17 protein-coding genes and 1 pseudogene are annotated in these 26254 nt (G+C 64.5%); 9 read left to right on the top strand and 9 right to left on the bottom strand.

Going from position 1 to position 26254, the window contains the following annotated elements; translation table 11 throughout:
• Nucleotides 1–4: 4 nt before the first annotated feature.
• From FHU31_RS15885 to ppsA, 5 genes are read right to left on the bottom strand one after another with little or no spacing between them, the layout of a single operon-like run.
• Nucleotides 5–1015, bottom strand: coding sequence for a dihydroorotate dehydrogenase-like protein (locus tag FHU31_RS15885; RefSeq protein ID WP_167159771.1), 1011 nt, complete (start codon nucleotides 1013–1015; stop codon nucleotides 5–7).
• Entirely contained in the window at nucleotides 1015–4596 is a 3582-nt protein-coding gene (gene nifJ, locus FHU31_RS15890) for a pyruvate:ferredoxin (flavodoxin) oxidoreductase (protein WP_167159773.1), read from the bottom strand. Before nifJ ends, FHU31_RS15885 begins: the two co-directional genes overlap by 1 nt.
• The gene (locus tag FHU31_RS15895; RefSeq protein WP_167159775.1) at nucleotides 4593–6224 is read right to left on the bottom strand and encodes an NAD(P)-binding protein; all 1632 of its coding nucleotides are present in this window, start codon (nucleotides 6222–6224) and stop codon (nucleotides 4593–4595) included. The genes nifJ and FHU31_RS15895 overlap by 4 nt, the downstream gene beginning before the upstream one ends.
• The gene (otsB, locus tag FHU31_RS15900) at nucleotides 6224–9880 is read right to left on the bottom strand and encodes a trehalose-phosphatase (RefSeq protein WP_167159777.1); all 3657 of its coding nucleotides are present in this window, start codon (nucleotides 9878–9880) and stop codon (nucleotides 6224–6226) included. The genes FHU31_RS15895 and otsB overlap by 1 nt, the downstream gene beginning before the upstream one ends.
• Nucleotides 9877–12237: a phosphoenolpyruvate synthase gene (gene ppsA / locus FHU31_RS15905; RefSeq protein ID WP_337789391.1), complete on the bottom strand. Its 2361-nt coding sequence runs from the start codon at nucleotides 12235–12237 to the stop codon at nucleotides 9877–9879. Before ppsA ends, otsB begins: the two co-directional genes overlap by 4 nt.
• Here ppsA and FHU31_RS15910 point away from each other — a divergent pair.
• The 6 genes from FHU31_RS15910 (at nucleotide 12142) to FHU31_RS15935 (ending at nucleotide 20200) form a co-directional block, all read left to right on the top strand.
• Nucleotides 12142–14439: an NAD(P)H-dependent oxidoreductase subunit E gene (locus FHU31_RS15910; RefSeq protein WP_308206742.1), complete on the top strand. Its 2298-nt coding sequence runs from the start codon at nucleotides 12142–12144 to the stop codon at nucleotides 14437–14439. The genes ppsA and FHU31_RS15910 overlap by 96 nt on opposite strands.
• Nucleotides 14436–15167 (top strand): 2Fe-2S iron-sulfur cluster-binding protein, encoded by a 732-nt coding sequence (locus FHU31_RS32055; protein ID WP_167159781.1) that lies wholly within the window; start codon nucleotides 14436–14438, stop codon nucleotides 15165–15167. The genes FHU31_RS15910 and FHU31_RS32055 overlap by 4 nt, the downstream gene beginning before the upstream one ends.
• Entirely contained in the window at nucleotides 15145–15774 is a 630-nt protein-coding gene (locus FHU31_RS15920; protein ID WP_167159783.1) for an NADH-quinone oxidoreductase subunit B family protein, read from the top strand. The genes FHU31_RS32055 and FHU31_RS15920 overlap by 23 nt, the downstream gene beginning before the upstream one ends.
• A 16-nt stretch (nucleotides 15775–15790) precedes the next feature.
• Entirely contained in the window at nucleotides 15791–17257 is a 1467-nt protein-coding gene (locus tag FHU31_RS15925; protein WP_167159785.1) for a Ni/Fe hydrogenase subunit alpha, read from the top strand.
• On the top strand, nucleotides 17241–17762 hold the full coding sequence (locus FHU31_RS15930) for a hydrogenase maturation protease (RefSeq protein ID WP_167159787.1): 522 nt from the start codon (nucleotides 17241–17243) through the stop codon (nucleotides 17760–17762). Before FHU31_RS15925 ends, FHU31_RS15930 begins: the two co-directional genes overlap by 17 nt.
• A 434-nt stretch (nucleotides 17763–18196) precedes the next feature.
• Complete coding sequence (locus FHU31_RS15935; protein ID WP_167159789.1) at nucleotides 18197–20200, top strand: SGNH hydrolase domain-containing protein; 2004 nt, start codon at nucleotides 18197–18199, stop codon at nucleotides 20198–20200.
• 71 nt (nucleotides 20201–20271) lie between these two features.
• Here FHU31_RS15935 and FHU31_RS15940 read toward each other — a convergent pair.
• Nucleotides 20272–20373: pseudogene (locus FHU31_RS15940) on the bottom strand (hydroxyquinol 1,2-dioxygenase); the annotation flags it as partial.
• A gap of 110 nt (nucleotides 20374–20483) precedes the next feature.
• The gene (locus FHU31_RS15945) at nucleotides 20484–21842 is read right to left on the bottom strand and encodes an alpha/beta hydrolase family protein (RefSeq protein WP_167159791.1); all 1359 of its coding nucleotides are present in this window, start codon (nucleotides 21840–21842) and stop codon (nucleotides 20484–20486) included.
• 227 nt (nucleotides 21843–22069) lie between these two features.
• On the opposite strand from FHU31_RS15945, the gene FHU31_RS15950 reads away from it, so the two are divergent.
• Both FHU31_RS15950 and FHU31_RS15955 read left to right on the top strand, forming a co-directional pair.
• Nucleotides 22070–22981: a fumarylacetoacetate hydrolase family protein gene (locus FHU31_RS15950; RefSeq protein WP_167159793.1), complete on the top strand. Its 912-nt coding sequence runs from the start codon at nucleotides 22070–22072 to the stop codon at nucleotides 22979–22981.
• A complete protein-coding gene (locus FHU31_RS15955) occupies nucleotides 22978–23664 on the top strand; it encodes a TetR/AcrR family transcriptional regulator (protein ID WP_167159795.1) in 687 nt (228 codons plus the stop codon). The genes FHU31_RS15950 and FHU31_RS15955 overlap by 4 nt, the downstream gene beginning before the upstream one ends.
• A 230-nt stretch (nucleotides 23665–23894) precedes the next feature.
• Here FHU31_RS15955 and FHU31_RS15960 read toward each other — a convergent pair whose 3' ends face one another.
• Both FHU31_RS15960 and FHU31_RS15965 read right to left on the bottom strand, forming a co-directional pair.
• A complete protein-coding gene (locus FHU31_RS15960) occupies nucleotides 23895–24791 on the bottom strand; it encodes an alpha/beta hydrolase (protein ID WP_167159797.1) in 897 nt (298 codons plus the stop codon).
• A gap of 30 nt (nucleotides 24792–24821) precedes the next feature.
• Nucleotides 24822–25442, bottom strand: coding sequence for a GAP family protein (locus FHU31_RS15965; protein WP_167159798.1), 621 nt, complete (start codon nucleotides 25440–25442; stop codon nucleotides 24822–24824).
• 107 nt (nucleotides 25443–25549) lie between these two features.
• Between FHU31_RS15965 and FHU31_RS15970 the strand changes: the two genes are divergently transcribed.
• On the top strand, nucleotides 25550–26251 hold the full coding sequence (locus tag FHU31_RS15970; protein WP_167159800.1) for a TetR/AcrR family transcriptional regulator: 702 nt from the start codon (nucleotides 25550–25552) through the stop codon (nucleotides 26249–26251).
• Nucleotides 26252–26254 lie beyond the last annotated feature (3 nt).

The raw sequence follows: 26254 nt of genomic DNA on the forward strand, positions 1-26254 counted from the left end.
CACATCACCACGGCTCGAAGTCACTGCTGTTGGCCCTCCGCAGCGCGCTGACGTAGTCCCCGCGTTCACGACTGGCCTCGTCGACGCCGATGGGGACGGCGAGCAGCCCACGAAAATCGCCGACAGCACTGTATCCCTTGCGTGTCATCCAATCACGCAACCCCTCGAGCAGTTTGGCCGCATATTCCGGGCCGTGGCGCAGCAATGCTGATGCGGTCATCACCACGTCGGCGCCGGCAAGCAGGTACTTGATCAGCTCCGTCGAGCTCTCGACACCTGTAGTTGCGCCCAGCGAAGCGCCAATCCGACCGTGCAGCAACGTGATCCAAGTCAGAGGCAGGCGAGCTTCCGTTGCGGTAGACAACGACATCCCAGACACCACCGCCAAGGTCTCGGGGTCGATGTCAGGTTGCAGGAATCGGTTGAACAGCACCAGCCCGTCGGCACCGGCCAGGTCCAGGCGCCGGGCCATCTCAGCGGTCGCGCTGAAGTAGGGGCTGAGCTTCACCGCCACCGGCACGCCCACCACGTCCTTGACGCCCGCGAGAATGTCGACGTGGCGCTGCTCGACGCCGCGGCCGTCGATGTGCGAATCACCTGGCAGATAGTAGATGTTCAATTCGATTGCGGCGGCGCCGCAGTCCTGCATCGAGCGCGCGTAGCGTGCCCAGCTGCCTGGCGTACACGCGTTGAGGCTGCCGATCACCGGAACCGACACTGCCTGTGCCGTACGTTCGAGCAGGCTCAGGTACTGGCGTGGGCCGTGGTCCTCGGCGGCTCCAGCCGGAAAGTAGGACAGCGCTTCGGCGAAGCTGTCGGACCCCGCCTCGGCCAGCCGCGCGTTGCGCTCGGCTGTGCGGTTCAATTGCTCTTCGAACAGCGAATACAGCACCACCGCGCCTACACCCGCGTCGGCGAGACGCCGGACTCCGTCGACTGTCTTCGACAGCGGGGACGCGGATGCGACCAGCGGATTGCGCAAGTCCAGGCCGAGGTAGCGAGTCGACAGGTCCATCAGGGCTCCCTCCGGGCGTCAGGGTGGAAGTGTTCGGGACCGCGGGAAGCCATCTCCTCGTATGTATTCCAGCGTTGTTCGATCGCCTGTTCGGCAAGTCCGAGCAGCCGCTCGGCTTCGACCGGATCCGAGCTCGCCAGGGTGCGGTACCGCAGCTCGCGGTAGACATAGTCGGACAGTGGAATCCGCGGTCGGTGCGAATCGAGCAGGAACGGGTTCTTCCCCGCGGCCCGCAGTGCCGGGTCATACCGAAGAAGCGGCCAGTGTCCGCTGGCGACGGCCCGGTACTGCTGGTCCATCCCCAGACGCATGTCGATGCCGTGCGCAATGCACTGGCTGTATCCGATTATCAGCGATGGCCCGTCGTAGGCCTCCGCCTCACGGAACGCCTGCAGCGTCTGCTGTGAATCGGCACCCATGGCAACCTTTGCGACGTAGACGTTTCCGTAGGCGATGGCCTGGAGCGCAAGGTCTTTCTTCGGCACCGTCTTCCCGGCGGCGGCGAACTTCGCGACTGCGCCCAGCGGGGTCGACTTGGACATCTGGCCGCCGGTGTTGGAATAGACCTCGGTGTCGAGCACCAGTACGTTGACGTTACGCCCGGTGGCAAGGACATGGTCGAGGCCGCCGGAGCCGATGTCGTACGCCCAGCCGTCACCTCCGACGATCCACACGCTGCGCCGGACCAGGTTGTCCACCACGCTGAGCAGGTCAGCGGTCAAGGTGGGATCGAGCCCGTCGAGACGGGTCCTGAGCTCGGCGACCCGCTGACGCTGGGCCGCCAACTCCGATTCGCGCAGCTGCGGCGCCGACAGAATGTCGTCGACAAGTCCGCTACCCAACGTGTCGCGCAACTCGGCGAGGCGTCGCCGAGCCAGCGTGACGTGCCCGTCGTTGGCCAACCGCAGGCCGAGCCCGAACTCAGCATTGTCCTCGAACAGTGAATTCGACCAGGCCGGGCCTCGCCCGTCGGCATTGGTGGCCCACGGAGTGGTGGGCAGGTTACCGCCGTAGATCGACGAGCAACCCGTCGCATTGGCGATCATCAGCCGGTCGCCGAACAGCTGCGAGAGGAGCTTGAGGTACGGCGTTTCACCGCAACCAGCGCAGGCGCCGGAGAACTCGAACAGCGGCTGCAGAAACTGGGTGCCACGTACGGTGCCGAAATCCACTCGGGACCTGTCATTGGTCGGCAGTGTCTCGAAGAAACCGATGTTCTCGCGCTCGGTGACCAACCGCGGCTCAGCAGGAGCAAGATTGATCGCCTTGGTCACACCTGCGCCGGGTATGACGACTGGGCAGGCCTCGACACACAGGCCGCATCCGGTGCAGTCTTCCACGTATACCTGCAACGAGTATCGGGCGTTCGGCAGGCCGACGGCGTCCAGCTGCGCGGAGGCGAATTCTGCTGGTGCCCCGGCAAGTTGGGATTCATCGTAGAACTTGGAACGAATCACGCTGTGCGGGCAGACGAAGCTGCAGTTGCCGCACTGGATGCAGCTCTCGGAATCCCATACCGCGACCGACCCGGAGATGTTGCGCTTCTCGTAAGCAGTCGTACCGCTCGGGTAGGTGCCGTCCACCGGAAGTGCGCTGACCGGCAGCAGGTTTCCGCGTCCTGCCATCATCTCCGCGGTCACGGTACGGACGAACTCCGGTGCCGACTCGGGCACGGTCGGTACCGAAGAGTGGCCGGAAGTGGCCCCGGGATTGTCGGCCGGCACTTCGATCCGCTGCAACCCCGCCACGGCGCCGTCCACCGCGGCCAATTCCTTGGCCAGCACGTCGGCGCCACGGTTGCCGTACATCTTCTCCACCGATTCCTTGATCCGGGCGACAGCCCGTTCGCGCGGCAGTACATCTGAGATCGCGAAGAAGCAGGTCTGCAGCACGATGTTGATCCGGCCGGGCAGTCCGGACTCGCGCGCGATCCGGTCGGCGTCCACGGTGTAGAGGATGATCCGCTTCTCCAGGATCTGCTCCTGAACTCGCCGGGGCAGCGCGTCCCACACCTTCGCCGGGGTAAGTCGGCAATTCAGAAGCAGCGTCGCGTCGGGAGCGGCCCGAGCGAGTACGTCGACCTTGTCGAGGAACCGGAACTGATGGCAACCGACGAAATTGGCGCCGTTGACGAGATAAGGCGCACGGATGGGATCTGGGCCGAAACGCAGATGCGACTCGGTCTGCGAACCCGATTTCTTTGAGTCATAGACGAAGTACGCCTGGGCATAGAGTCCTTCCTCCGACCCCATGATCTTGATCGTGTTCTTGTTGGCGCTGACGGTACCGTCCGAACCGAGCCCGAAGAAGACCGTCCGGAACGTATTCGGTGACTCGATGTCGAAGGACGGGTCGTAGTCGATGCTGGTGCCCGACACATCGTCGTCGATGCCGATGGTGAATCGCCGCCGCGGCGCGTCGCGGGCCAGTTCGGCGAACACGCCGGCGACCATGGCGGGGGTGAACTCCTTCGAGGACAGCCCATAGCGCCCACCGCTGACTCGCGGCATGACCGCGCGTGCCCCGTCGGCGACGGACTCCGCGAGCGCAGCGACCACGTCCAGATAGAGCGGCTCGCCGATCGAACCGGGTTCCTTGGTGCGGTCCAAGACGCCGACCGTGCGTACCGTGGCCGGCAGCGCAGTCAGCAGCGCCGCGGTGGGAAACGGCCGGTAGAGCCGTATCTGCAAGACGCCGACTCGCTCGCCCCGGTCGACGAGCGCGGCGACCGTTTGCACCACAGTCTCGGCACCCGAGCCCATCAGCACCAGCACCCGGTCCGCCTCTGGATGTCCGGCGTAGTCGACGATGTCCATCGTGCGGCCGGTGCGCTCGCCCAGCCGCGCCATCAACTCCGCGACGACGCCGGGCACCCTGGCGTAGAAGGGGTTCACCGTCTCCCGCGCCTGGAAGTACACGTCAGGGTTCTGTGCGGTCCCACGGATGAACGGCCGCTCTGGCGACAGTGCGCGTCCGCGATGCGCACGCACCAACTCCTCGGGTACCAGCGCACGCAGGTCGTCATCGGTGAGCGTGTCAATTGTGTTGATTTCGTGCGAGGTTCGGAACCCGTCGAAGAAGTGCACGAACGGTACCCGGGTCGCCAAGGTGGCCGCCTGCGCGATAAGCGCCAGGTCTTGTGCTTCCTGAACCGAGGCGGAGGCAAGCATCGCGAACCCCGTCTGCCGCGCCGCCATCACGTCGGAGTGATCGCCGAAGATCGACAGCGCCTGCGCAGCAACAGATCTGGCTGCGACGTTGATGACGGCCGAAGTCAGTTCGCCGGCGATCTTGTACATGTTCGGGATCATCAGCAGCAGGCCCTGCGACGAAGTGAAGGTCGTAGCCAACGCGCCGCTTTGCAGGGCGCCGTGCAAAGCACCTGCCGCCCCGCCCTCGCTCTGCATCTCGACCACGGTCGGGACGGTGCCCCACACGTTGGGCCGGCCAGCGCTGGACCAGACATCGGCCAACTCGGCCATCGGCGACGACGGGGTGATCGGGTAGATGCAGCACACCTCGTTGAGCCGGTAGGCGACCGAAACGGCAGCCTCGTTGCCGTCCACCGTCGTTCGTGTCATGTCGGCTCCGGAAACATGTCGATGGCGTGGACGGGGCACTGGTCGGCGCAGATACCGCAGCCCGTGCACATGGCGTAGTCGAACTGGTAGCGGTGCCCGACCCCGAGTTTGATGACAGCGTTCTCCGGGCACGCGCCCAGGCAGCCATCGCATTCGAAGCAGTTACCGCATGACAGGCAACGCCCTGCTTCGTAGACCGCCTCGTCGCCGGACAAGCCGCCGACGACCTCCTCGAAACTTGCGACGCGCTCCGCCGGTTCGAGTTCGGGTTGCCGGCGCTGTGCGGCGTCGCCGAAGTACCACAGATGCAGCGAATCGTACGTCGCCGTAGGGTGTTTCGCCAGGCGGACGGGCGGCGCGTGATGCAGCCACGCGTCGATCCGGTGCGCCGCCTTCTTCCCGTGCCCGACAGCCACGGTCACGGTTCGTTCGCTGGGCACCATATCGCCGCCGGCGAACACGCCGGGACAGCCGGTCATCAGTGATTCCGAGACTCGCACGCTGCCGTCTGCATCGAACTCGACTCCCTGCAGCGTCCGCATGAACGCCGATTCTGTTTCCTGACCAAGGGCCATGATCAGGGTGTCGGCAGCCAGCGTCTCGAAGCGTCCGGTCGGTTGTGGGTAACCCGACTCGTCGAGTTCCATGACTTCGACCTGCAATTCGGGGCCTTCGAAGGCGGTGATGGTCCGAAGCCAGTTGATCCGCACACCCTCGCGTTCGGCGTCCTGAGATTCCTGCTCGTGCGCAGGCATCTGCTCACGGGTGCGACGGTAGACGATGACGGCGTCGTCGGCACCGAGGCGCCGCGCCACCCGGGCCGCGTCCATCGCGGTGTTTCCGCCGCCGTAGACGGCGACATGTCGCCCGATCGCCGGCTTGTCACCCGCGGCGACGCTGTGCAGAAACGACACCGCGTCCAGCACGGCGGCCGCGTCGCCGGCCGGTATGTCGACACGTTTGGCCAGGTGTGCGCCGACCGCGACGAACACCGCGTCAAACCCGCCTTCGTCTCGCTCGGCCGCCAGGTCATCGACTCGATGATTGCTGGTCAGCTGAACGCCCATTGCGGCGATCCGGTCAAGCTCGGCATCCAGCACATCGCGGGGAAGTCGATAATTCGGAATGCCGTAGCGCATCATGCCACCGGGCGTGGCGCCCGCATCGCGGACCTCGACCTCGTGGCCGAGTCGCGCCAGATGATAGGCGGCGGACAGTCCACTCGGTCCCGCACCGATCACCAGGACTCGCTTGCCGCTGCGGCTCGGCGGTGGATCGAAACGCCAGCCGCGTTCCCGAGCGAGGTCACCGAGGAACCGTTCCACCGAATGAATCGACACAGCGCTGTCGAGATTTGTTCGGTTGCATACGGTTTCGCAAGGGTGATAGCACACCCGTCCATGGATTGCGGCGAATGGATTGTCGGCGACGAGCTGTCGCCATGCGGCTTCGTGTCGGCCCGCGGTGGCGTGCGCCAGCCAGGCCTGAATGTTCTCCCCGGCCGGGCAGCCCGCATTGCAGGGTGGCAACAGATCGACGTAGACGGGCCGATGTTGGCGCACCGGGCCGCCAAAGGAATGCCCCTGGCTGAGGTCCGCGAGCGGCGTGACGTCATGGGAATCAGTCATCAGCCGGGAAACCGAACGGTAGTTCCGGGCATCAGGCGAACGACACGGCCGTGGCATTCCACGTCGATCCCGGCGGCGTCGCGTGGATCCACACTGATGATGACGCCCTTTCCGCTGACTCGCAGATGCAGGTGCAGTCCACGGTAGTGGATCGGTATAGCAAGCACACCAAGTGATTTCGGCCAGTGCGGCGAGAGAATCAGACGGTCGGATCGGGTCTCCAGCCCGGTGAAGCACCGCTGCATGAGGTCGACGGTTCCGGCCATAGCGGCCAGATGAATACCCTCGGATGTGGTTCCACCCTGGATGTCGGACACATCGGACTTCAGCGCCTCGGTGAAGAACTCCATGGCGCGGTCGCGATTGGCCCTGGCCAGCACCCAGGTATGCACGACACCGCTGAGGGTCGAACCGTGCGAGGTGCGGGCCAGGTAGTAGTCCACCATCTCCGGAACCTGTTCGGGCGAAAGACGATAGCCGAGCCGTGCGAGGAGCTCCCGTAGCTCCGTCGCCGACAGGAGGTAGAGCAGCATCAGCGCGTCGGCCTGCTTCGATGCCTTGTAGCGGTTGACGTCGTCGTGCTCCGCCTCCAGGATACGGTCCAGTCGTTGGATGTTGCCGTACTGCCGACGGAGACGGTCCCAATCCAGTTCCGCGAGCTCGCCGTATCCCTGGAACTGACTGATGACGCCGTCGTGGAACGGGACGAACATCCGGCGGCTGACGTCGGCCCAGTGCGCCAGTTCGGCACTGTTGAGTCCGAGCTTTTCCAGCAGGTCCAGCCTGTTCGGCAGCGGCAACAGGTCCAGTGCATCGATGGCCCGCATGATCACCCACACCGCCATCACGTTGGTGTAGGCGTTGTTGTCGATACCGTCGTACGGCGCATCGGGATAACCCGAGTGGAACTCGTCGGGCCCGATGACGCCGCGGATGGCGTATCGGGCAAGCTCGTCGTCGTAGGTCGCCAGGCTGACGAAGAAACGTGCCACCTCGGCCAACAACTCTGCGCCGTAATCGATCAGGTAGGCCAGGTCTCCGGTGACCTGGTAGAACTTCCAGGCACTGTAGGCGACGGCGATGCCGATGTGGTGCGCACGGGCGCTTGCGTCGGGATTCCAGCGGCCGCTGCGCGGGTTGAGATGTAGCCGTTGACTCTCCTCGCGTCCGTCACTGCCGGACTGCCATGGGAACATCGCACCCGCGTAGCCGGCGGCCGCGGCGGCATGCCGGGCTTCCGGCAGCCGCCGGTACCGATAGCTGAGCAGCGAGCGGGTGATCATCGGCAGCCGAAGATTCAGCACCGGGAAGATGAACAGTTCGTCCCAGAAGATGTGACCGCGGTATGCCTCACCATGCAATCCGCGGGCCGGCACCCCGGCATCCAGGTCGGACGTGTTGAGCGAAACCGTCTGCAACAAGTGCAGAATATGTAACCGTAGGATCCGCAATTCGTCGGTAAAGTCCTCGAATTCGATGGAGAGCCGCTCCCATAGATGCGCCCAGTCGGTCAGATGCCCGTCCAGAATCTCGGCGAACCGGCCGAGTCGAGCGAGCAGGCGTTGGGCGTCGACGGCAGGCTCGGATGTGGCGACATCCCGGCCCGTGTAGACGGTCACGATCTTCTCGACCGTGACGGCTTCTCCGACCGACAACCGGACCGTGATGTCGTGACCAATCCTGGCAGCCTCGTCGAAGAGCCGATAGGAGGCAGGGACGGGTTCGCCGTCGCGCCACACGGAGGTTCGCGCCGCCATCGCGATGGGGATCCGAGATTGCGTCGTCTCGGTGCAGTGCAGCACCGAATCATGAGAGATCTCGCGGTTGTCTGCCGGGCCGAGGTGTTGGTTGGCCAGATCTCGGTACCGTTCGACCAGTGAGTTCGTCACGCCGCCGTCCAGTGCGGAGCGTATCTCGACGCTTCCCGACCAGTCCTCGGCCAGGATCGTGGTCTGCAGCGCGCCGACGTGAGGTAGGTGCATGGCGACGAAGCGTTGTTGCTTGAGCGTGGTCGTCCGGCCGGCATCATCGCGGAACCGGACATCCCGGGTCAGCACGGCGCCGCGAAGGTCGAGTGTCTGTTGGTAGGACAGGATCGTGACCTCGTCGAGGTCGAACCAGCTGCCACCGTCGCACCGGAACGTCAGCGCAAGCCAGTTGGGCAGGTTCACCAGGCTTTCGTTGTCGATCTCGGTGCCGGAGACGTCATCGACGAGGCGGTTGTACACGCCGGCAGCGTAGGTGCCGGGGTAGTGCACCTGGCCCGCCGTCGACTCCGGCGCGGCGCCCCGGGTGGCGAAGTAGCCGTTTCCCAGCGTGCACAACGCTTCCCGAAGTTTCTCGGTCTGCGGATCGTATCCGTCGAAGGTGTACTCCCACGACGTGCCCGAGGCCTGGTGCTTGTAGGCCAACCATTTTGATCCACGCTCCAAGAACTCACGTACCTCCTCGGGACTCTGCAGGCTGAAACGTGCGGCAGTCTTACGATCTCCGTCTTCGTCATGTCTGACGACGATCCCGACTCCGTCGAAGTGCACCGCGTCAAAGGCGTCTTCGTCGGTCAGGTCGTCGCCGATGTAGATCGGCAGCAGGGCAACGGCCGGGTCGATGCGATCACGGATCCAGGCCAGCGTGGTGCCCTTGTCCCAGTCGATATCCGGCCGTAACTCGACGATCTTGCGTCCGCTGGTCACCCGCAGGCCGTCACGATGGCCGATGTGGTGGGTCAGTGCCACGATCTCATCGACGTGTTCCGGTGCGACCTCGCGGTAGTGCACCGCGACGGCAAAGCGCTTGTGCTCGACGCGAACACCCGCGATCTTCGCCAGGGTAATGGTCAATTCGGCTGCGGCGTGCTCCAGCAGGGGGACCGACGTCGCTGCCGCTTCGTTGCAGTGGTACGTGCCGTCCGGTCCGGTCAGCTCGAAGCCGTGGCTGCCGGCGTACCAGATGCCGGGTGTGCCGACCCGGGAGCGAACGTCCGCAAGGTCCCGGCCGCTGAGGATGGCAACGGGGCACACTGCCGCAACGAGTCCCAGTGCCTCGGCTGCGCCGTCGACAAGCGCGGCCGCATCGGGATCGGACACGATGGGCGCCAATGTCCCGTCGTAGTCGAGGAACACCATCGACTCTCGGGCACTGGTGATCCCGATCAGCTGACCGTAGGACGTCAGCGCATTCGGCAGTGTGGAGATGAGCCTGTCGCCGCTCCGGACGGCGACTTCCGCCAAGTCGGCGACGACGGCGTCGGCACCGCAACGCAACAAGTCCCCTTGTCCGGCGCGATCGACGCCGATGACGACCGCGAACCCGCCTTCGCGGCCCGCCGTCACCCCGGCGCAGGTGTCCTCGACGACAACGCACCGTTGCGGCCGCACACCCAGTCGCTGCGCCGCATCGGCCAGCACGGCAGTCCCGCGCGAGCCGCCGATTCCGTCGATGCACACGTCGAACAGGACATCCACCCCGGCGTCCTTCAAGGCGTGCTGACAGTTCGGGCTCGACGAATGGGCCGCGGTGGCGACGCCGATGCCGCGTAGTCTCCTGGCCAGGTCGACGGCCGCCTCGAAGAGCGGTGCGTCGCTGGTCAGTGCACTGTCGAGGTTGAGCAACACCGCGCCGTGGTAGCGCGGGTCGATGGTGACCGGCGGTGTCATCGAACCGGCACGGGTTGTGCCTCCAACTGCAGGACCTGGCGGGTGGTCTTCACCACCGTGTCGGGATTCAGACTCATCGACTCGATACCGATCCGGACCAGGAACTCGGCCATGTCCGGGTAGTCCGAGGGTGCCTGCCCACACAGGCCCGAGTGAATCCCGTTGCGTCGACAGCCTTCAACAGCCAGGCGAATCATCTCCTTGACGCCCTCGTCGCGTTCGTCGTAGTCGAAGGCCACGATCTCACTGTCCCGATCGACGCCGAGGGTGAGCTGAGTCAGGTCGTTGGAGCCGATGGAGAAGCCGTCGAAGCGCTTGGCGAATTCGTCGATGAGGATCACATTGTTCGGGATCTCGCACATCGCGTACACCTTGAGCCCGTTCTCACCACGCCGCAGCCCGAGGTCGGCCATTGTGGCCAGGACTAGGTCCGCCTCGGCGACGCGACGCACGAACGGAAGCATCAGGATCACGTTCGTCAAGCCCATCTCTTCGCGCACCCGTCGCATCGCGCGGCACTCGAGCGCGAAGCCCTCGGCGTAGGCGGGGTGTGCGTAACGGGAGGCGCCCCGGAACCCGAGCATCGGGTTGCTTTCGGACGGCTCGAAACCTGCGCCGCCCAAGAGGCTGGCGTACTCATTGGTCTTGAAGTCCGACATCCGCACCACGACCGGCTTGGGCCAGAAGGCGGCGGCGATGGTGCCGATTCCTTCGGAAAGGCGTTCCACGAAGAAGGCGCCGCGGTCTGGGTAGCCCTGCGTGAGCTGATCTATCGTCCGACGCGCCTCGGGATCGTCGACTTTTTCGGGGTGCAGCAGGGCAAGGGGGTGAACCCGGATGTACTCGCTGATGACGAACTCCATCCGAGCGAGACCGACACCGTCGTTCGGCAGGAACGAGGTCTTGAAGGCGAGGTCGGGGTTGCCGAGGTTGATCATGATCTGGGTTCGCGGGCGTGCCAGGTCCGCCACCTCGGTGCCGTCCACATGGAAGGGCAGTTCGCCCTGGTACACACGACCCGAGTCGCCCTCGGCGCAGGACACCGTCACCACCTGACCGTCAGGTAAGCGGGTGGTCGCGTTCCCGGTGCCCACCACGGCGGGGATGCCGAGTTCCCTGGCGATTATCGACGCGTGGCAGGTGCGGCCACCGCGGTTGGTGACGATCGCAGCGGCGGTCTTCATCACCGGCTCCCAGTCCGGCGTTGTGGTGTCTGCAACCAGCACCTCGCCCGGCTTGAATTCGTTCAGCTGCGTGAGGTTCTCGATTCGACGGACCGGACCCGAGGCGATTCTCTCGCCGACTGAGCGACCCTCGACGAGTATCTCGCCTCTCCCATCCAGTACGTAAGCCTCCAGGGCCGTCACGCTGTGCTGGGAGGCAACCGTCTCGGGACGGGCCTGCACGATGTAGAGCTTTCCGTCGATACCGTCCTTGGCCCACTCCATGTCCATGGGCCGCCCGTAGTGCGCTTCGATCGTGCACGCGTAGCCGGCGAGCTCCAGGACGTCGGCATCGGTGAGGCAGAACCGGGTACGGTCGGCCCTGGGCGTCGGGATGTTGCGCGTGGTGTTCTTCGTCTCCCCGTCGACGAGGATCATCTTCACCGCTTTGTCGCCAAGGAGGCGGCGCAATACGGCGCGGTGGCCGGCGAGGTAGGTCGGCTTGTGGACGTAGAATTCGTCGGGGTCGACCGCGCCCTGGACCACGTTCTCACCGAGACCGTAGGCGCCGGTGATGAAGACGGCGTCGCGAAAGCCCGACTCGGTATCGATGGAGAACATCACCCCCGACGAAGAGATGTCGGAGCGCACCATCTTCATCACGCCGATCGACAGCGAGACCTTGAAGTGGTCAAAGCCCTGGTCGACTCGGTAGTGAATGGCGCGATCGGTGAACAAGCTGGCGAAACAGCGGCGGCAGGTGTCGAGCAGACTCGCTTCACCTTTGATGTTGAGATAGGAGTCCTGCTGGCCGGCGAAGCTGGCGGTCGGCAGGTCCTCGGCGGTCGCCGAACTGCGGACGGCGAGACTGACCTCTTCGCCGTACTCCTGCTGAAGTGCACGGTAGCCATCCCGAATCTGGGCGGCCAGATCCTCGGGAAGTCCTGCGCCGTATACGATCTCGCGGGCGCGCTTGGCTTTTCGCGCCAGCGCCTCGACGTCGGCGGGGTCCAGACCGTCGAGTTCGGCGTGTAGGCGTTCCCACGCGCCGGCTTGGTCCAGCATGTAGCGGTAAGCCGCAGCCGTGATGGCGAAGCCGTGTGGGACACGGACGCCGCGGCTGGACAGCTTCTGGAACATCTCGCCCAGCGAGGCGTTCTTGCCGCCGACCAGCGGGACGTCGCCGATGCCGATTTCCTCAAAGAAGCGGACGTACTCCGATGTACCCATAACCTGCCCCTCTCGTGGCACGTCACGCCACGTCGCAAATGCCAACCTCTCACTCCGGCTCGGGCGATGACAGGGCCGAAGGTCACTGGAATGGGTCGCAGCGACGGGATCGGTGCGCGCTTCGGTGGGGCCAGCATGGATTTCGACACTCCGGACGTTGATCTCGGAGAACCGAGGCCCTTGTCCTCTGGTGCACGACCGCGATCGTCGTCAGAATCTGGGTTGCGTGGAGTTGAAGTCGATGCCCTGACCAGACCGAAGATCCGACGAGGAGATCACTATGTCGCCGCGATTGGCAGCGAAAACGACTATTCGACAACGCAAGAGCAGTTCAGCCATGGTAACTTTGCCGCCTGGCTTACTGCTCGAGTAGGGCGGCGCATGACGACCGATATCGCGACGATTCTCGACCGGTACGCGCGAGACCGCACCAGGCTCATCGACATCCTCTGGGATGTACACCGCGAGGACGGCTACGTTTCTGCTGAAGCCGCTGCCCGGATAGCCGAATGGCTCGGGCTGACAGTCGGAGACGTTCTGGAGACGGTGACGTTTTACCATTTCTTCCACACCACACCGGCGGGCCGCCATCGCATCTATCTGAGCAACAACGTCATCGCCAAGACGCGCGGCTACCGCGAGGTGTATGCCGCCTTGGAAGACACGACCGGAACACGGTTCGGCGCGCCAGGCTCGGCTGATTTCGGATTGTTCGAAACCGCGTGCATCGGATTGAGCGACCATGAACCGGCGATGCTGGTCGACGATGTCGTATTCACCGATCTGACACCTGCCACTGTCGCCAAGGTCATCGAGCGCATGCAAAACGGTGAGTCCGCGGCGAACATCGCGAATCCGGCCGGCCTGTCGTGCGACGAGGTGGCGTATGTCGAAGCGCTGGTCCCCAGCGCCGTGCATACGACGGGGCCGGTGTTCTTCGGTCTCGACACCGATTACCGAGCGCTACTGGACCGCTGCCTCGGCATGACGCCGGAAGCCGTGATCGCGACCATCTCGGAATCCGGGCTGCGGGGACTGGGTGGTGCGGGATTCCCTACAGGCAATAAGTGGAAGTTGTGCCGCGCGGCCGCCGGCGCCGAGAAGTACATCATCTGCAACGCAGATGAGGGCGAACCGGGGACGTTCAAGGACCGGGCTTTGCTGACGAAGTCACCCAAGCAGGTGTTCGCGGGTATGGCGATCGCGGCCCACGCCGTCGGCGCCCGTCGCGGCATCTTTTACCTTCGCGGCGAATACGTGTATCTGCAGGCCTACCTCGCCAGGCAATTGGCCGAGTTACGCGACGACGGGGTACTCGGCGGCGGCTTCGACATCCGCATCCAGCTCGGCGCCGGCGCCTACATCTGTGGTGACGAAACCGCGCTGATCGAATCCTGCGAGGGAAGGCGGGGTACGCCGCGGCTCAAGCCGCCCTTCCCGGTCGAGCACGGTTTCCTGGGCCAGCCGACGGTGGTGAACAATGTCGAAACATTCGCCGCGGCGAGCCGAGTCATGCAGGAGGGCGCCGGATGGTTCACGTCGATGGGCGTGCCAGGGTCATCGGGTACTCGGCTGCTCAGCGTCTCCGGTGACTGCGCCGCGCCAGGGATATACGAGGTGGAGTGGGGAGTGAGGTTGCTTGAGGTACTCGACATGATCGGCGCAGACGACGCCCGGGCGGTCCAAATCAGTGGACCGTCTGGCGAGATGCTCTCGGTGGCGGCCGACGGCGACCGCAGGCTGGCCTACGACGATCTGTCCTGCAACGGCTCGTTCATGGTGTTCAACCACGACCGTGACCTGATCGACGTCGTCGCGGACTTCACGCAGTTTTTCGTCGACGAATCCTGTGGCATCTGCGTGCCGTGCCGGGCCGGTAACGTGCTGCTACGTCAGAAGGTTGGCTTGGTGGCCGCCGGGGAGGCGATGCCGTCCGATCTCGACGACATGGTTGCCTGGGGTGAGATCGTTTCGCGTACCAGCCGATGCGGATTGGGCGTCACCTCATCCAATCCGATCCTGACAACGCTGAACAAGTTCCCGGAGATCTACCGGGCCGGACTTCGTGAGCCCAACGACGGTGTACTGCCGTCCTTCGACGTGGTGGCCGAGCTTTCCGGCTATGCGCGGGCCGTTGCCGAACTCGCACCGCAAGAGTCAACGTGACCATCCGGATCGAGATCGACGGTGATGCCGTGACCACCGAGAAAGGCAGGACACTCGTCGACGTGGCCGCGGAGGCGGGCGTCTACATCCCGACGTTGTGCTACCTGCCCGAACACCCCGCACTGGGGACGTGCCGGGTGTGTTCGGTCAGGGTCAACGGCACGGTCACGGCGGCCTGTGCGGTCAAGGTCAGCGAGGGGATGCGCGTTGAGGTCAACGACCCCGAACTCGCCGACGTCCGCAAGGCTTTGGTGGAGATGTTGTTCTCCGAGGGCAATCACAACTGTCCCAGCTGTGAGAAATCCGGTCGATGCACACTGCAGGCGGTGGGCTACGAGGTGGACATGGTGGTCTCGCGCTTTCCGTACCAGTTCCCCGAGCGGGTCGCCGACCATGCCTCGGAGAGGATCTGGCTGGAGCGCGACCGCTGCATTTTCTGCCAACGATGCGTGGAGTTCGTTCGGGATCTCGACACTGGCAAAAAGATCTTCAGCATCAGTGGCCGTGGGGGAGATGCTCGTATCGAGATCGACATCGAACTGGCCAACGCCATGCCCGCCGAGCAGATCCGAGAGGCTGTCGACATCTGTCCGGTCGGAACGATCCTCCAGAAAGGTGTGGGCTATGACCAGCCCATCGGCGAGCGGAGCTACGACCTCGAATCGGTGAGAGACCAGGCGCTGGAACCGTCGCGGAGGGGTGAGAGTGACCACATCGGACACCAATGAGTTTGCTTCGCACGAACTTCCAGCCACACCGCTTGACCCTGAACTCGCCGCCACGCGCGCGGCCAAGATCAAGATCTCGATGATCAGCCTCTGCGGCTGCTGGGGATGCAGCTTGTCGTTGCTCGACATCGACGAGCGGATGATCACCCTGTTGGACAAGATCACGATATTGCGATCGTCGTTCACCGATATCAAGCGCATTCCGGAGCGGTGCGCGATCGGATTCATCGAAGGTGGGGTCGCCAACGAGGAGAACATCGAGACGCTGCGGCACTTCAGGGAAAACTGCGATGTGCTGATCTCGGTCGGCGCCTGCGCGATCTGGGGTGGCGTACCGTCCCTGCGTAACCTGGTCGGGCTCAAGGATTGTCTTGCCGAGGCCTACACGGACTCTCTGACGAGGCCGCCCGGCTCACGTCCGGTGGTGCCCTTCGACCGGCGGATCCCGGTCCTCACAAATAACGTGTACCCGTGCCACGAGGTCGTGCACATGGACTATTTCCTGCCTGGTTGCCCGCCGAGTGCCGACGCGATCCTCGACGTGCTCGAGGATCTGATCAACGGGCGCCCGGTGAATCTGCCCAAGACACTGAACCAGTTCGACTGATCAGGGGACAGCGCGCATGGCGAAGACGATCGTGATCGATCCGATCACCCGCATCGAGGGACATGGGAAGGTGGTCATCGAACTCGATGACCACCACCACGTCACCGATGCCAAGCTGCACGTGGTCGAGTTCCGCGGCTACGAGAGGTTCATCCAGGGTCACCCTTACTGGGAGGCGCCGGTCCTCATGCAGCGAATCTGCGGTATCTGCTGTGTCAGCCATCATCTGGCCGGGGCCAAGGTGCTCGACGACATGATCGGAGTGGGCCCGGCGTCCGGGACTCGTCTCACCTCCACCGCAGTCAAGATGCGCCGCCTTGGTCACTACGCGCAGATGCTGCAGTCGCATGTCACGGCCTACTTCTATCTGGTCGTGCCGGAGATGTTGTTCGGCATGGATGCCGCACCCGAGCAACGCAATTTCATTGGGCTGATCGAGGCCAATCCTGATCTGATGAAACGTGTTGTCCGGCTACGCAAATGGGGCCAGGAAGTCATCGAGGCCGTTTTCGGTAAGCGCATGCACGGTATCTCCGCAGTGCCCGGCGGCGTGAACAAGAACCTCTCCGCCTCCGACGTGGATCGATTCCTGCGGGGCGAGGACGGACTGTCGTCTGTCGACGAGGTCATCGAGGACGCCCAGCTGGGCCTGCAGATGTTCTACGACTTCCACGAGCAGCACCGTGTCGAGGTGGACGGCTTCGCAACGGTGTCTGCGCTGAACATGTGCCTGGTGGATGACGACGGGAACGTCGACTATTACGACGGCAGGCTCAAGGTGGTCGACGAGCAGAAGAAGCTCGTACGTGAATTTGATTACCGCGACTATCTCGAACACATCTCCGAGGGGGTGGAAAAGTGGAGCTACATGAAGTTCCCCTACCTCACCGACCTCGGCCGCGATGCCGGGTCGGTGCGGGTAGGTCCGCTGGCGCGGCTCAACGTCACACGATCCTTGTCGACCCCGATTGCCGCGGAGGCGCTGGACAAGTTCCACGCCTACACCCGCGGACGCGCCAACAACATGACGCTGCATACGAATTGGGCGCGAACCATCGAGATCATCCACGCAGCCGAAGTGGTCAGGGACCTTTTGAACGACCCAGATCTGCAGAAGGACCAGCTAGTGGTCGCGCCGGGTGCAGATGCCTGGGTCGGGGAGGGGGTCGGTGTCGTGGAAGCACCTCGGGGCACCCTACTGCACCACTACCGTGCCGATCGCGAAGGGAGCGTCACCTTCGCCAACCTGATCGTCGCCACCACACAGAACAACCAGGTGATCAACCTGACGGTGCGCAGCGTGGCCGAGGACTATCTCGACGGCCAGCCGGAGATAACGGAGGGCATGATGAACGCTATCGAGGTGGGGATCCGGGCCTATGATCCGTGCCTGAGCTGCGCCACCCACGCGCTGGGTCAGATGCCGTTGACGGTCACGGTGGTGGACGCGAAGGGCCACGTGCTGGATGAACGTCAACGCTGAGCCGCCTTGCTTGTCGGGCGATATCTTCGCCAATTCGACCTCGTTGATCTACGGCATCGGAAACGTGGGACGACAGGACGACGGACTGGGCTGGGCCTTTGTCGACAGGCTCGAACAGTGCATTCCTGCACTACCCGCGCACCTGCGCCGCACCTATCAGCTCGGCTTCGAAGACGCGGATTTGATCAGTCGATATGCGCGGGTGCTGTTCATCGACGCCACCAAAGATCCAGCGGTCGAATCATTCACACTCAGCCGGCCCGAGCCCGAACTGGATCTCAGCTTTACCTCCCATGCGATTTCGGTGCGGGCGATCCTGGCTACCACACTGCAGTGTTTCGGGCAGATCCCTGACGCTTATCTGTTGGCGATCCGCGGCTATGAGTGGGAACTTCAGGAGGGATTGACGGGCCCCGCCGAAAGCAACCTCGAGGAGTCACTGGACCTGATCCCGAGGCTGGCCAGCCGCTCCAATCGACGGCCGAACGACGCGAGTGCTGGCTGAGCAAACTGCGGCGATCGATCCCCAACCGTCTCGTACCGAGCTTGGGCGATCTCAGTCGACAGGGGACCCGTCGAGCCGGACAGGGCCCTGCCCATCGCCCGTGAACTCTCGCTCTTCGTTAGCCATGGATTCCCGTACTTTCGCCGATTCGCGCTGCATTCACCACAGTGACGAAATGAAAGGACACAAGCCCAGAACATTGGGCGATGAGATAGCAAACATGAGGCGAATGGTCCGGACGCGGTGCGGGCGCAGCAGCCATGAAGTGCTCACCGCCGTGTAATGCGAGTTCGCCGCCCCATTCGACGGTCGGCTCGGTGGTCGCTTATTCTTCGCCCATGCCTATCACGCCTTTGCGGAAGCAATAACGCGTGACGTTGCCGACCCTTTCGCCCCAGCAGGGCGGGCGATCCAAGCGCCTCGACATTCAGGGAATGCGCGCAGTAGCTGTGGCGCTGGTCGTCCTGTTCCATGCGGGGATCCCCGGTTTTGGCGGTGGTTACGTCGGCGTCGACGTGTTCTTTGTGATCTCAGGCTTCCTTATCAGCACCCACTTGCTGGAGAGTCTGCAGAATGGCGGCCGTATCGGTTACGCCGGGTTCTACGCGCGGCGGGCACGGCGCCTGCTGCCCGCGGCGTTCCTCGTGATCGTCGCCACGTTGATTGCGGCGACGATCGTGGTTTCGCCCGTGCAGTTCGGTTATGTCGTCAAAGACGCCGTCGCGGCCGCGCTCTACGTTCCCAACCTGTTGTTCGCGTACAACGCGACCGACTACCTCGCGGAAAAGACACCTTCGCTGTTTCTGCATTACTGGTCGCTCGGCGTGGAGGAGCAGTTCTACCTGGTGTGGCCCGTGCTGCTGGCGTTTGTGTTCGGGCGGTTCGCGTTGCGGTGGCGATTCGGGTTCACGCTCGCCGGTTTGACCGGGGCTTCGTTCCTGCTGTGTGTGTGGCTGACCGGATTCAGCCAGGCGAATGCATTCTTCCTGTTGCCCGCCCGCATGTGGGAGTTCGGGCTCGGCGCCCTCGTGGCCCTTGGTCTGCTCCGGCGTGGCCGTGTTCTGCCGTCTTCGATCGCCCCGTTGGCGGGATGGGTCGGGTTGGGCGCCATTACCGCCGGTGGAGTCCTGTTCTCCACGGTCACCGAGTACCCGGGGTACGCGGTGGCCGTCCCCGTCATCGGGGCGGCGCTGCTGATCGCAGCCGGACCCGTCGCCCGCGGGCCCGCCGTCATCCTGAGTCTTCGCCCCGTCACCTGGCTCGGTGACATCTCCTACTCGCTGTACCTGGTGCACTGGCCTGTCCTGATGCTGCCCGTCGCCGCGACGGGATATATGGAAACCCTGCCGCTTTGGCTGCGGGTCATTGCCGCGACGGCATGCGTTCCGCTGGCCTGGCTGCTCTATCGGTATGTAGAACGACCGGGTCAGCGAGCGGCGTGGCTGACCGCCGCGCGTCCGCGCCGAACCTTCGCAGTGGCCGCGGCCGGGATGGCCGCCATCGTCGTGGTCGCGGCGACGGCCGTGGTGACCCTCAACCGGCCACTGAGTACCGCCAAACCCGTGGCACATACGCCGTTGACCCTAAAACCCGCAGGCACGCCGTACGTCCCGGACAACCTCAGCCCTGCCCTCGAGGCGGCCGAGAGCGACCAGCCCGTCGTCTACGCCAACGGCTGCCATCAGTCGCAATGGTCCACCGACGCCACCGGCTGTCTGACCGGGACCAACCCGGGGGCACCTCTGGTGGCATTGTTCGGGGATTCCCATGCCACGCAGTGGTATCCGGCGCTGTCGGCGCTGGCCGAGCGTGGGGTGATACGGCTCGACAGCCATACCAAGAGTGCGTGCCCGGCCGTACCGATCCGCATTGCGCACTATGCGGCATGTGCTGCCTGGCGCAGCGCGGTGATCGACAAGCTCGTCGAGTCGAAACCCGACCTGATCCTGCTTGCCGGCTACCCGCGCAACTACCTGAGCCGATCGGATGCCCCGGCAAGGGATTGGGGGAGCGCACTGACCACCCTCCTCGATCAGTTACCCAGGGCGTCGCGCGTTGGCGTGTTCGCGGATACGCCGTCGATCGGCGTCACGCCGGCGATCTGCCTCGGGCGTTTCGTCGACGACGCGCTGCGCTGCGCATTACCGCGCACCGTCGCGCTCGATCAAAACATCCGCGCGACCGAGCGTGAGCTGGCGGCCGGTCGATCGGTCACCTATCTGGACTACGCCGACTATCTGTGCAACGACAGCGTGTGCCCGGCGATCATCGGTGACACGCTGGTGTACCGGGACGGTTCTCATCTCACCGCGACCATGAGTGCCGGATTGGCGCCGTTGGTCGGCGCCGACGTCACCGCCCTGCTGCCCGCGGCGCGGGGTAACCTGACCGCCGCTCCGGCCGGTCGCCAGCTGCTCATCGGCCGGCCGGGCGGATGAGCTTTTTGCCGCTGAGGGCATTACTGGTGAAAGAAATCTTGCGTCGGCTCGGAGTCAGTGGCTGGGGCGGAGATGTGCGTGACCAGCGTGCGCAGGTGGGGTGGGCTGACCATGAAGTGCAGGTGCGAAGCCCGCATGGGTGAGCGGCCGGCGGCCGTCAGCAGCCGGCCCAGATCCGACGACCAACCACTTCGGTCTCCACGACTGTCGAGCTAGGCAGCCTGGTGGCGGCCATGACGGTCACCCCGTGGGCCGACGCCGTTCCTCGGTGTCGCGTGCTGTGCTAGTTCGCGGTGACCGCGAGTTGCTCCAGCAGCCAATGCTGGGAGTAGTCCAGCCATTGGCGGTAGTGGCCCATCGCGCAGTGATCGTCGTCGGGATACAGCAGCAGGGTGGCGTTCGCGGCGGCGCGGGCGAGATCGCTGCTGTCCTGGGTGCTCATCAGGGTGTCGTGATCTCCGTTGATCACCAGCAGCGGAATAGTGATGTCGAGGTAGAGATCTCGGATGGACAGCGCTCTGAGCTTGCCGACCAGGTCGATGGGGTGGGCCGCACCAACGGTCTTGGCCAGGGCGTGCAGGATGATCTGCGGCGTGCCCAGCGCGCCGCCGTGAAAGGACCGGTGTGTGGGGGCCCCGCACGCGATCGCACAGGCGAGCCGGTCATTGGTGGCAGCCAGGCGTGCGGTCCAGTACCCGCCGAAGCTGACCCCCACCATGGCGATGCGGTCGCCGTCGAGGCGCGCGTCGATGGCGAGATGATCGATCACCCGGTGGTAGGCCGCCTCCGATGCCGGGCGCATCGGGTCGGTGTAAGCGTAGCTGCCGGGCATCTCCATCAGGAACATCGCCATGCCCGAATCACGGTAGCGAAGTTGAGGGATCGCCAACTCCTGGACGGTGCCTTCCAGACCATTGGTGGTCAACACCACCGGGTGCGGTCCGACTCCGGGCGGCACGACGAGGTAGCCGCGGACGGTGTCCCCGCCGCCGACGGGGATATCGACGTGTTCGACGCCGAGGCCAAGCGTGGGCACCATCGCCCCGATCAACGCGTCGAAGAGGTGCCGTGAACGCCAGTACGCCCGCATCCGATGAGGGTCGTGTCCGGGAAAGGCGCTGACCTGGTAGTACGTGATCGCCTTCACCCATGCATCGATCGCCTTAAAGGCCAGCGTGATTCGTTCACGATCACCGGTGGGGGAGTGGTCGTCGACGACCGCGGCGAGCGCGCGTGGGTCCGGTTGTGGCCCGTGATCGGCGAACAGCACCGCGGCGGGGGCTATCCACGCGGTCAGCCCGTCGAGGTTCTCGGCAGTGGTCGCGGCGCTCGGGTCGGTGAGGTCGGGCACGGCGGGGGAGTCGGTGCCGGCCAGTCTACGTAACAGGTCGGTGGCTCGCCGGGCGTGGGCATCGGCGATGCGGTTCCAGTAACTGCACCAGCGGTCGTCGCGGAAGGACCGCGCCCCGCGGATCTGCGCGGCGAACAGGGTGTGGTCGAGCCCACCCATGTTGGCGTAGCGCAGCACGAACAGGGCGGGCAGAAACGGCGCCGCCCCGGTCCAGCGGGCAGCCAGATCCGTGGTGCGGGTGACCGCACACATCGTGACGGCGAGCTTCTGCAGCAGGGTGGCCTCTGCCATGCGATGTCCCTTCCGCGGTGGGTCAGAGTGCGTTGGTGGTGCGGTGACCGGCGGTGTGTCCTGCGCGGACGACCCAGTTGACCGCGGTGCCCTCGACGCAGAACACGTTGTCGGCAACTTCCTGCACCCGTGACCCCTCACCAACGCGGAACGATTGTTCCGACAGTAGCATCGGTTTGCGGTACGGTGGAACGAGTGTTCCGTTCCGGCGTGAGGATCGATTCTCGGTGAAGCTCAGACGTGTACGCACCGCCGATGGCGTGGAGCTGCAAAGCCAGGACGCCAACGGTTCCTGGCAGGCGACCGCTGACGACACCCCGTTGGGGGGTCGGGTCTTCGACAGGGACTGGGAACTCGCCCGAGCCGACGAGCACCTGCAGCACAGTGCGATGTTGTTGCCTTTTCAGCCGCTATCGTTCCGCGACTTCATGCTCTACGAGCAGCACGTGCTCAACGCCAGCCGTGGTCTGGTCCGGCGATTCCATCCCGGGCAGTATCGACTCGTCAAAACCGTCGAAACCCTTACACGGCGCACGTTCCCGCTTCTCAAACCCAAGCCACTGTTCTACGCCCAGCCCATGTACTACATGTCCAACGCGATGACGTTCGTCCCGTCAGGTACTCCGATCGCCGCACCGTCGTACAGCCAGGCTCTGGATTACGAGTTGGAGATCGGATTCGTGCTCGCGCGCGGGCTGTTCAACGCAACCCCCGCCGAGGCGCTCGACGCGATCGGGGCGTTCGTCGTACTCAACGATTGGAGCGCCCGCGACGTACAGCGCGCCGAAATGGACAGCGGATTCGGCCCGCAGAAGGCCAAGCACTTCGCCAGTTCACTGTCGGAGGTCGCCGTCACCGCCGACGAGATCCTTCCTCGCATCGACGCGCTTCGCGGCACGGTGTCGATCAACGGTTCGGTCGTGTCGACGGTGACCAGCGCCGGCATGCAACACGGTCTGGGCGAGGTTCTCGCTCACGCCTCCCGAAGCGAACACTTGCGCGCCGGTGAACTCTTCGGCACCGGAACACTTTCCGGCGGCAGCGGCATGGAGACCGGGCGCTGGCTGAACCTGGGCGACTCCGTGGAGCTGGCCATCGACGGCATCGGGCGCATCGAACACACCGTCATCGAGTCATGACCAGCCCCGCATCAGCCGACCAGCGGCCACGTACTGCGCGCGAAGTCAACCGGGAGAATTTGCGGGACCGGCTGCTTGACAGCGCCGAAGAACTCTTTGCCGCCCGCGGCTACTTCGGCGTCAGCGTCCGCGATATCACCGACCATGCCAGCACCCGCTTGGCTGCGGTCAGTGACCAATTCGGCGGCAAGGAAGGCCTGTTCCGCGCGGTCTTGCTGCGCCGCATCCAACCGCTCAATGACGATCGCCGCACCCGTCTGGCAGCGTTACCGGTCCGCGGGAGCGGAGTGCGGCGCCTGCGTGCACTGATCGACGCGTTCACCGAACCGATGCGCCAACGAGCTGGAGATCCGGGGTGGGACAACTACTTCCGGTTCATCGCTCAACTTGCCAACTCCGGACACCCCATCCAGCGCTTGGTCGCCGAGGATTTCAACGCCATCGCCGCCGACTTCATCGCCGCCTTGCGGGCTCTGTTTCCGGCCGCCGACGATGCCGCCATCCACGACGCCTACCTGCACCTGGTCGCGGCCACCATGCACACATACTCCAACAACCTGCGCCTAGACAGCCTCACCGCCGGCCGTTTGCACACTGACGATATCGACGAACGCCACCACGCGCTGCTGCGCTTCGCCGAAGGCGGCGTCATCGCCCTGGCCACAGCACGTAAGGGTTCTTGACCGAACTGCCGCGCCGGCGGAAGGGTTACATTTCCACTTGGTCGTCAAAACCTATGACGGAGAGGGTAATCGGCGAGTGTGGAGCATCGTTGCCGCACCAAGCATATAACGTCACATGACGTATGGCCCTGTGTAGCGCGGCGGTCGTCACGAGAAATCCGACGCTTTCAGATGGTTCCGGACGTCCGAATCGAGGTCCGTCCAGCACTGTCACACGGCGCTCGTAGCCTTCATCGATCGTGGAGGGCTGCACCGACGAAGGATGAGATCTGCCGCCGAGCCTCCTTGGATTCAGGCGCAGGCATCAGGATGAAACCGTGGAACCCGCCGGCTATCTCGACGAGTGTGGCGTCTACCCCGGCGGCGCACATGCGTGTCGAGACGTAACGGGAGTCGTCGAGCAAACAGTCGTGGGTGCCGACGACGATCAATGTGCGGGGAAAGTCGACAAAGGAGCCGTAGAGCGGCGACACCAGCGGATCTCGCAAATCTTGGCCACCGGCATAGGCCATAGCGCTACGCGAAAGACCTTTGCGGGACAGCATATCCAGGTGTTCATTCCGCACGAAGCTGTCGGAGCTATTGGTCAGGTCAGCCCACGGAAACATTGCCACTAGACCTTTCGGCGCGTCACCGCCTCGGTCGATCACTCGTCGTACCAGCGACATCGCCAGTCCGCCTCCGGCGGACTCCCCGATAATGACGGTAGGCCGGTCACGCGCCACCTCCGAGTAGACCGCCCACACGTCATCCAGTCCCGCGGGAAACGGATGCTCCGGCGCAAGTCGGTAATCGACACTCACCAGTTCCGCGCCGAGGCACCGGGCCATCCGGCTGTGGGCACGGGCCGCCAGCGAACTACCGGCGACAAACGCCCCGCCGTGCACGTGGAAGATCAACCCCGATTCCGCCCGGGCGGGGCGGAACCACCGAACCGGCACCCCAGCCACCGTGGCGGTGGTCTCCTGAACTCCGCGCGCCCGCCGCTGGAACGACTCCATCGATTGGGTGATCTTGCGTGTTCTGCCCACATCGAGCGCGCTGCCTGGTTTCGCTGTCGCCAACAGCATGAGCTTCTGTAGAACGATTAACCGGCGGCTCGCGCGGTCTGACTTCGGTACAGGCACAGGCTTTCTCCTTCACGTGGAGCAGCGTCATCACGCTACTTGCAGCAACAACGTCAGACCTACGGCAACGAGAATCACCGCGAGGATCGCGGCATCGTGCCGCTCCAGTACGACCTTGAGCCGTCGCAGGGGTTCGTTCATGCGCTCGCGCCAGAGGGCATAGCTCAGCACCGGCAGTATCACTGTCATACTCGCGGCCAAGGCGAAACCGGTGACATCTGCCCACTGGCTCAGGCTCGTCTGCGCGCCGGCCGCGACACTGACACCTGCTGCGGCGCAGGCGGCTAGCACTTTGGGATTCAGCGACACGAGAACCGGTGCGGCTGCCAGCGCCCGCCCCGGAGTGACAGAGCCCAGCGCCCGTAGCCATGCCGGCGCACGTTCTCGCCGCCCCTGACGCATCCAGGTGACGACGCCGACAAGGATCAACAGCGCCGCCAATATCAACGTCGCGGGTCGCATCCATTGCGGCGGGGGACCGCCGGCACCACTCATCTTCCCGGAGATTCCGACGAACACCCCGGTGGCAAGCATCAATGACAGCGTCCACCCCGTCGCGAACGCCCAGCCCGCAGCCAGCGGACGGGGCGTGTGCAGCATCAGGATCGCGGGAACCACCGAGGCCGGCGACACGGCGACGACCAGTGCCAAGGACGCCAGTTCCACCCACATATCGCACCCAAGTTCTCTCGTTGCCCGCCACCTTAATAATGAGACTTCATTATATGCTGACGGTGGGAACTGCGTACGATCAAGCGATGCCCTCGGAGTCGAACCGCATTCGGGAAACGGACCGCAAACGCGGCCGGAACAGCAGCGGAGAAGCGACGCGCATCAAGCTCATGACGATCGCGGAGACGATGTTCGCCGATCGCGGAATCGCTGCCGTCAGCCTCAACGAAATCAGACTCGCCGCCGGACAGAGCAACGCCGCGGTGGTGAACTACTACTTCGGATCCAAGGAGGACCTGATCAAGGCCATCCTTGAACATCGCCTTGAACGCATCGACGGAGACCGTGGACGGATTCTCGAGGCGATGCCGGAGAACCAGCCGGTCGAACTCAGGCGCCTCCTCGAGGCCTTGGTGCTCCCTCAGGTGAGCAGCATCGAGCGTGGGGAGCGACACGTCGAGCTGGTGGCTCAGCTGCTGTTCCGCGGATACGGCGAACCGGGCGGACATGCGTGGATTCTGGCCGACCCCTTGTTGACCGAGCACGGTCAACGGCTCAATCAGCTTCTCTGGCAGCAGCTTTCGCAACTTCCGCAGGCCGTATCCGCGCAGCGGATTCGTCTCGTCTATATAAGTTGCCTGAATTCGGTGGCCGACCACCAGCGGCAGCGGGCAACCGCTGCCGACCCGCCCCCGACTGCCTTGTTCGTATCGGACCTCATCGATTCTTTGACGGCGATCATCCGCGCGCCGGCGTCGGCGGAAACCCTTGAGGCGCTGGGCCCGTGAAAG

Source organism: Mycolicibacterium fluoranthenivorans (assembly GCF_011758805.1).
GTDB classification, from domain to species: Bacteria; Actinomycetota; Actinomycetes; order Mycobacteriales; family Mycobacteriaceae; genus Mycobacterium; species Mycobacterium fluoranthenivorans.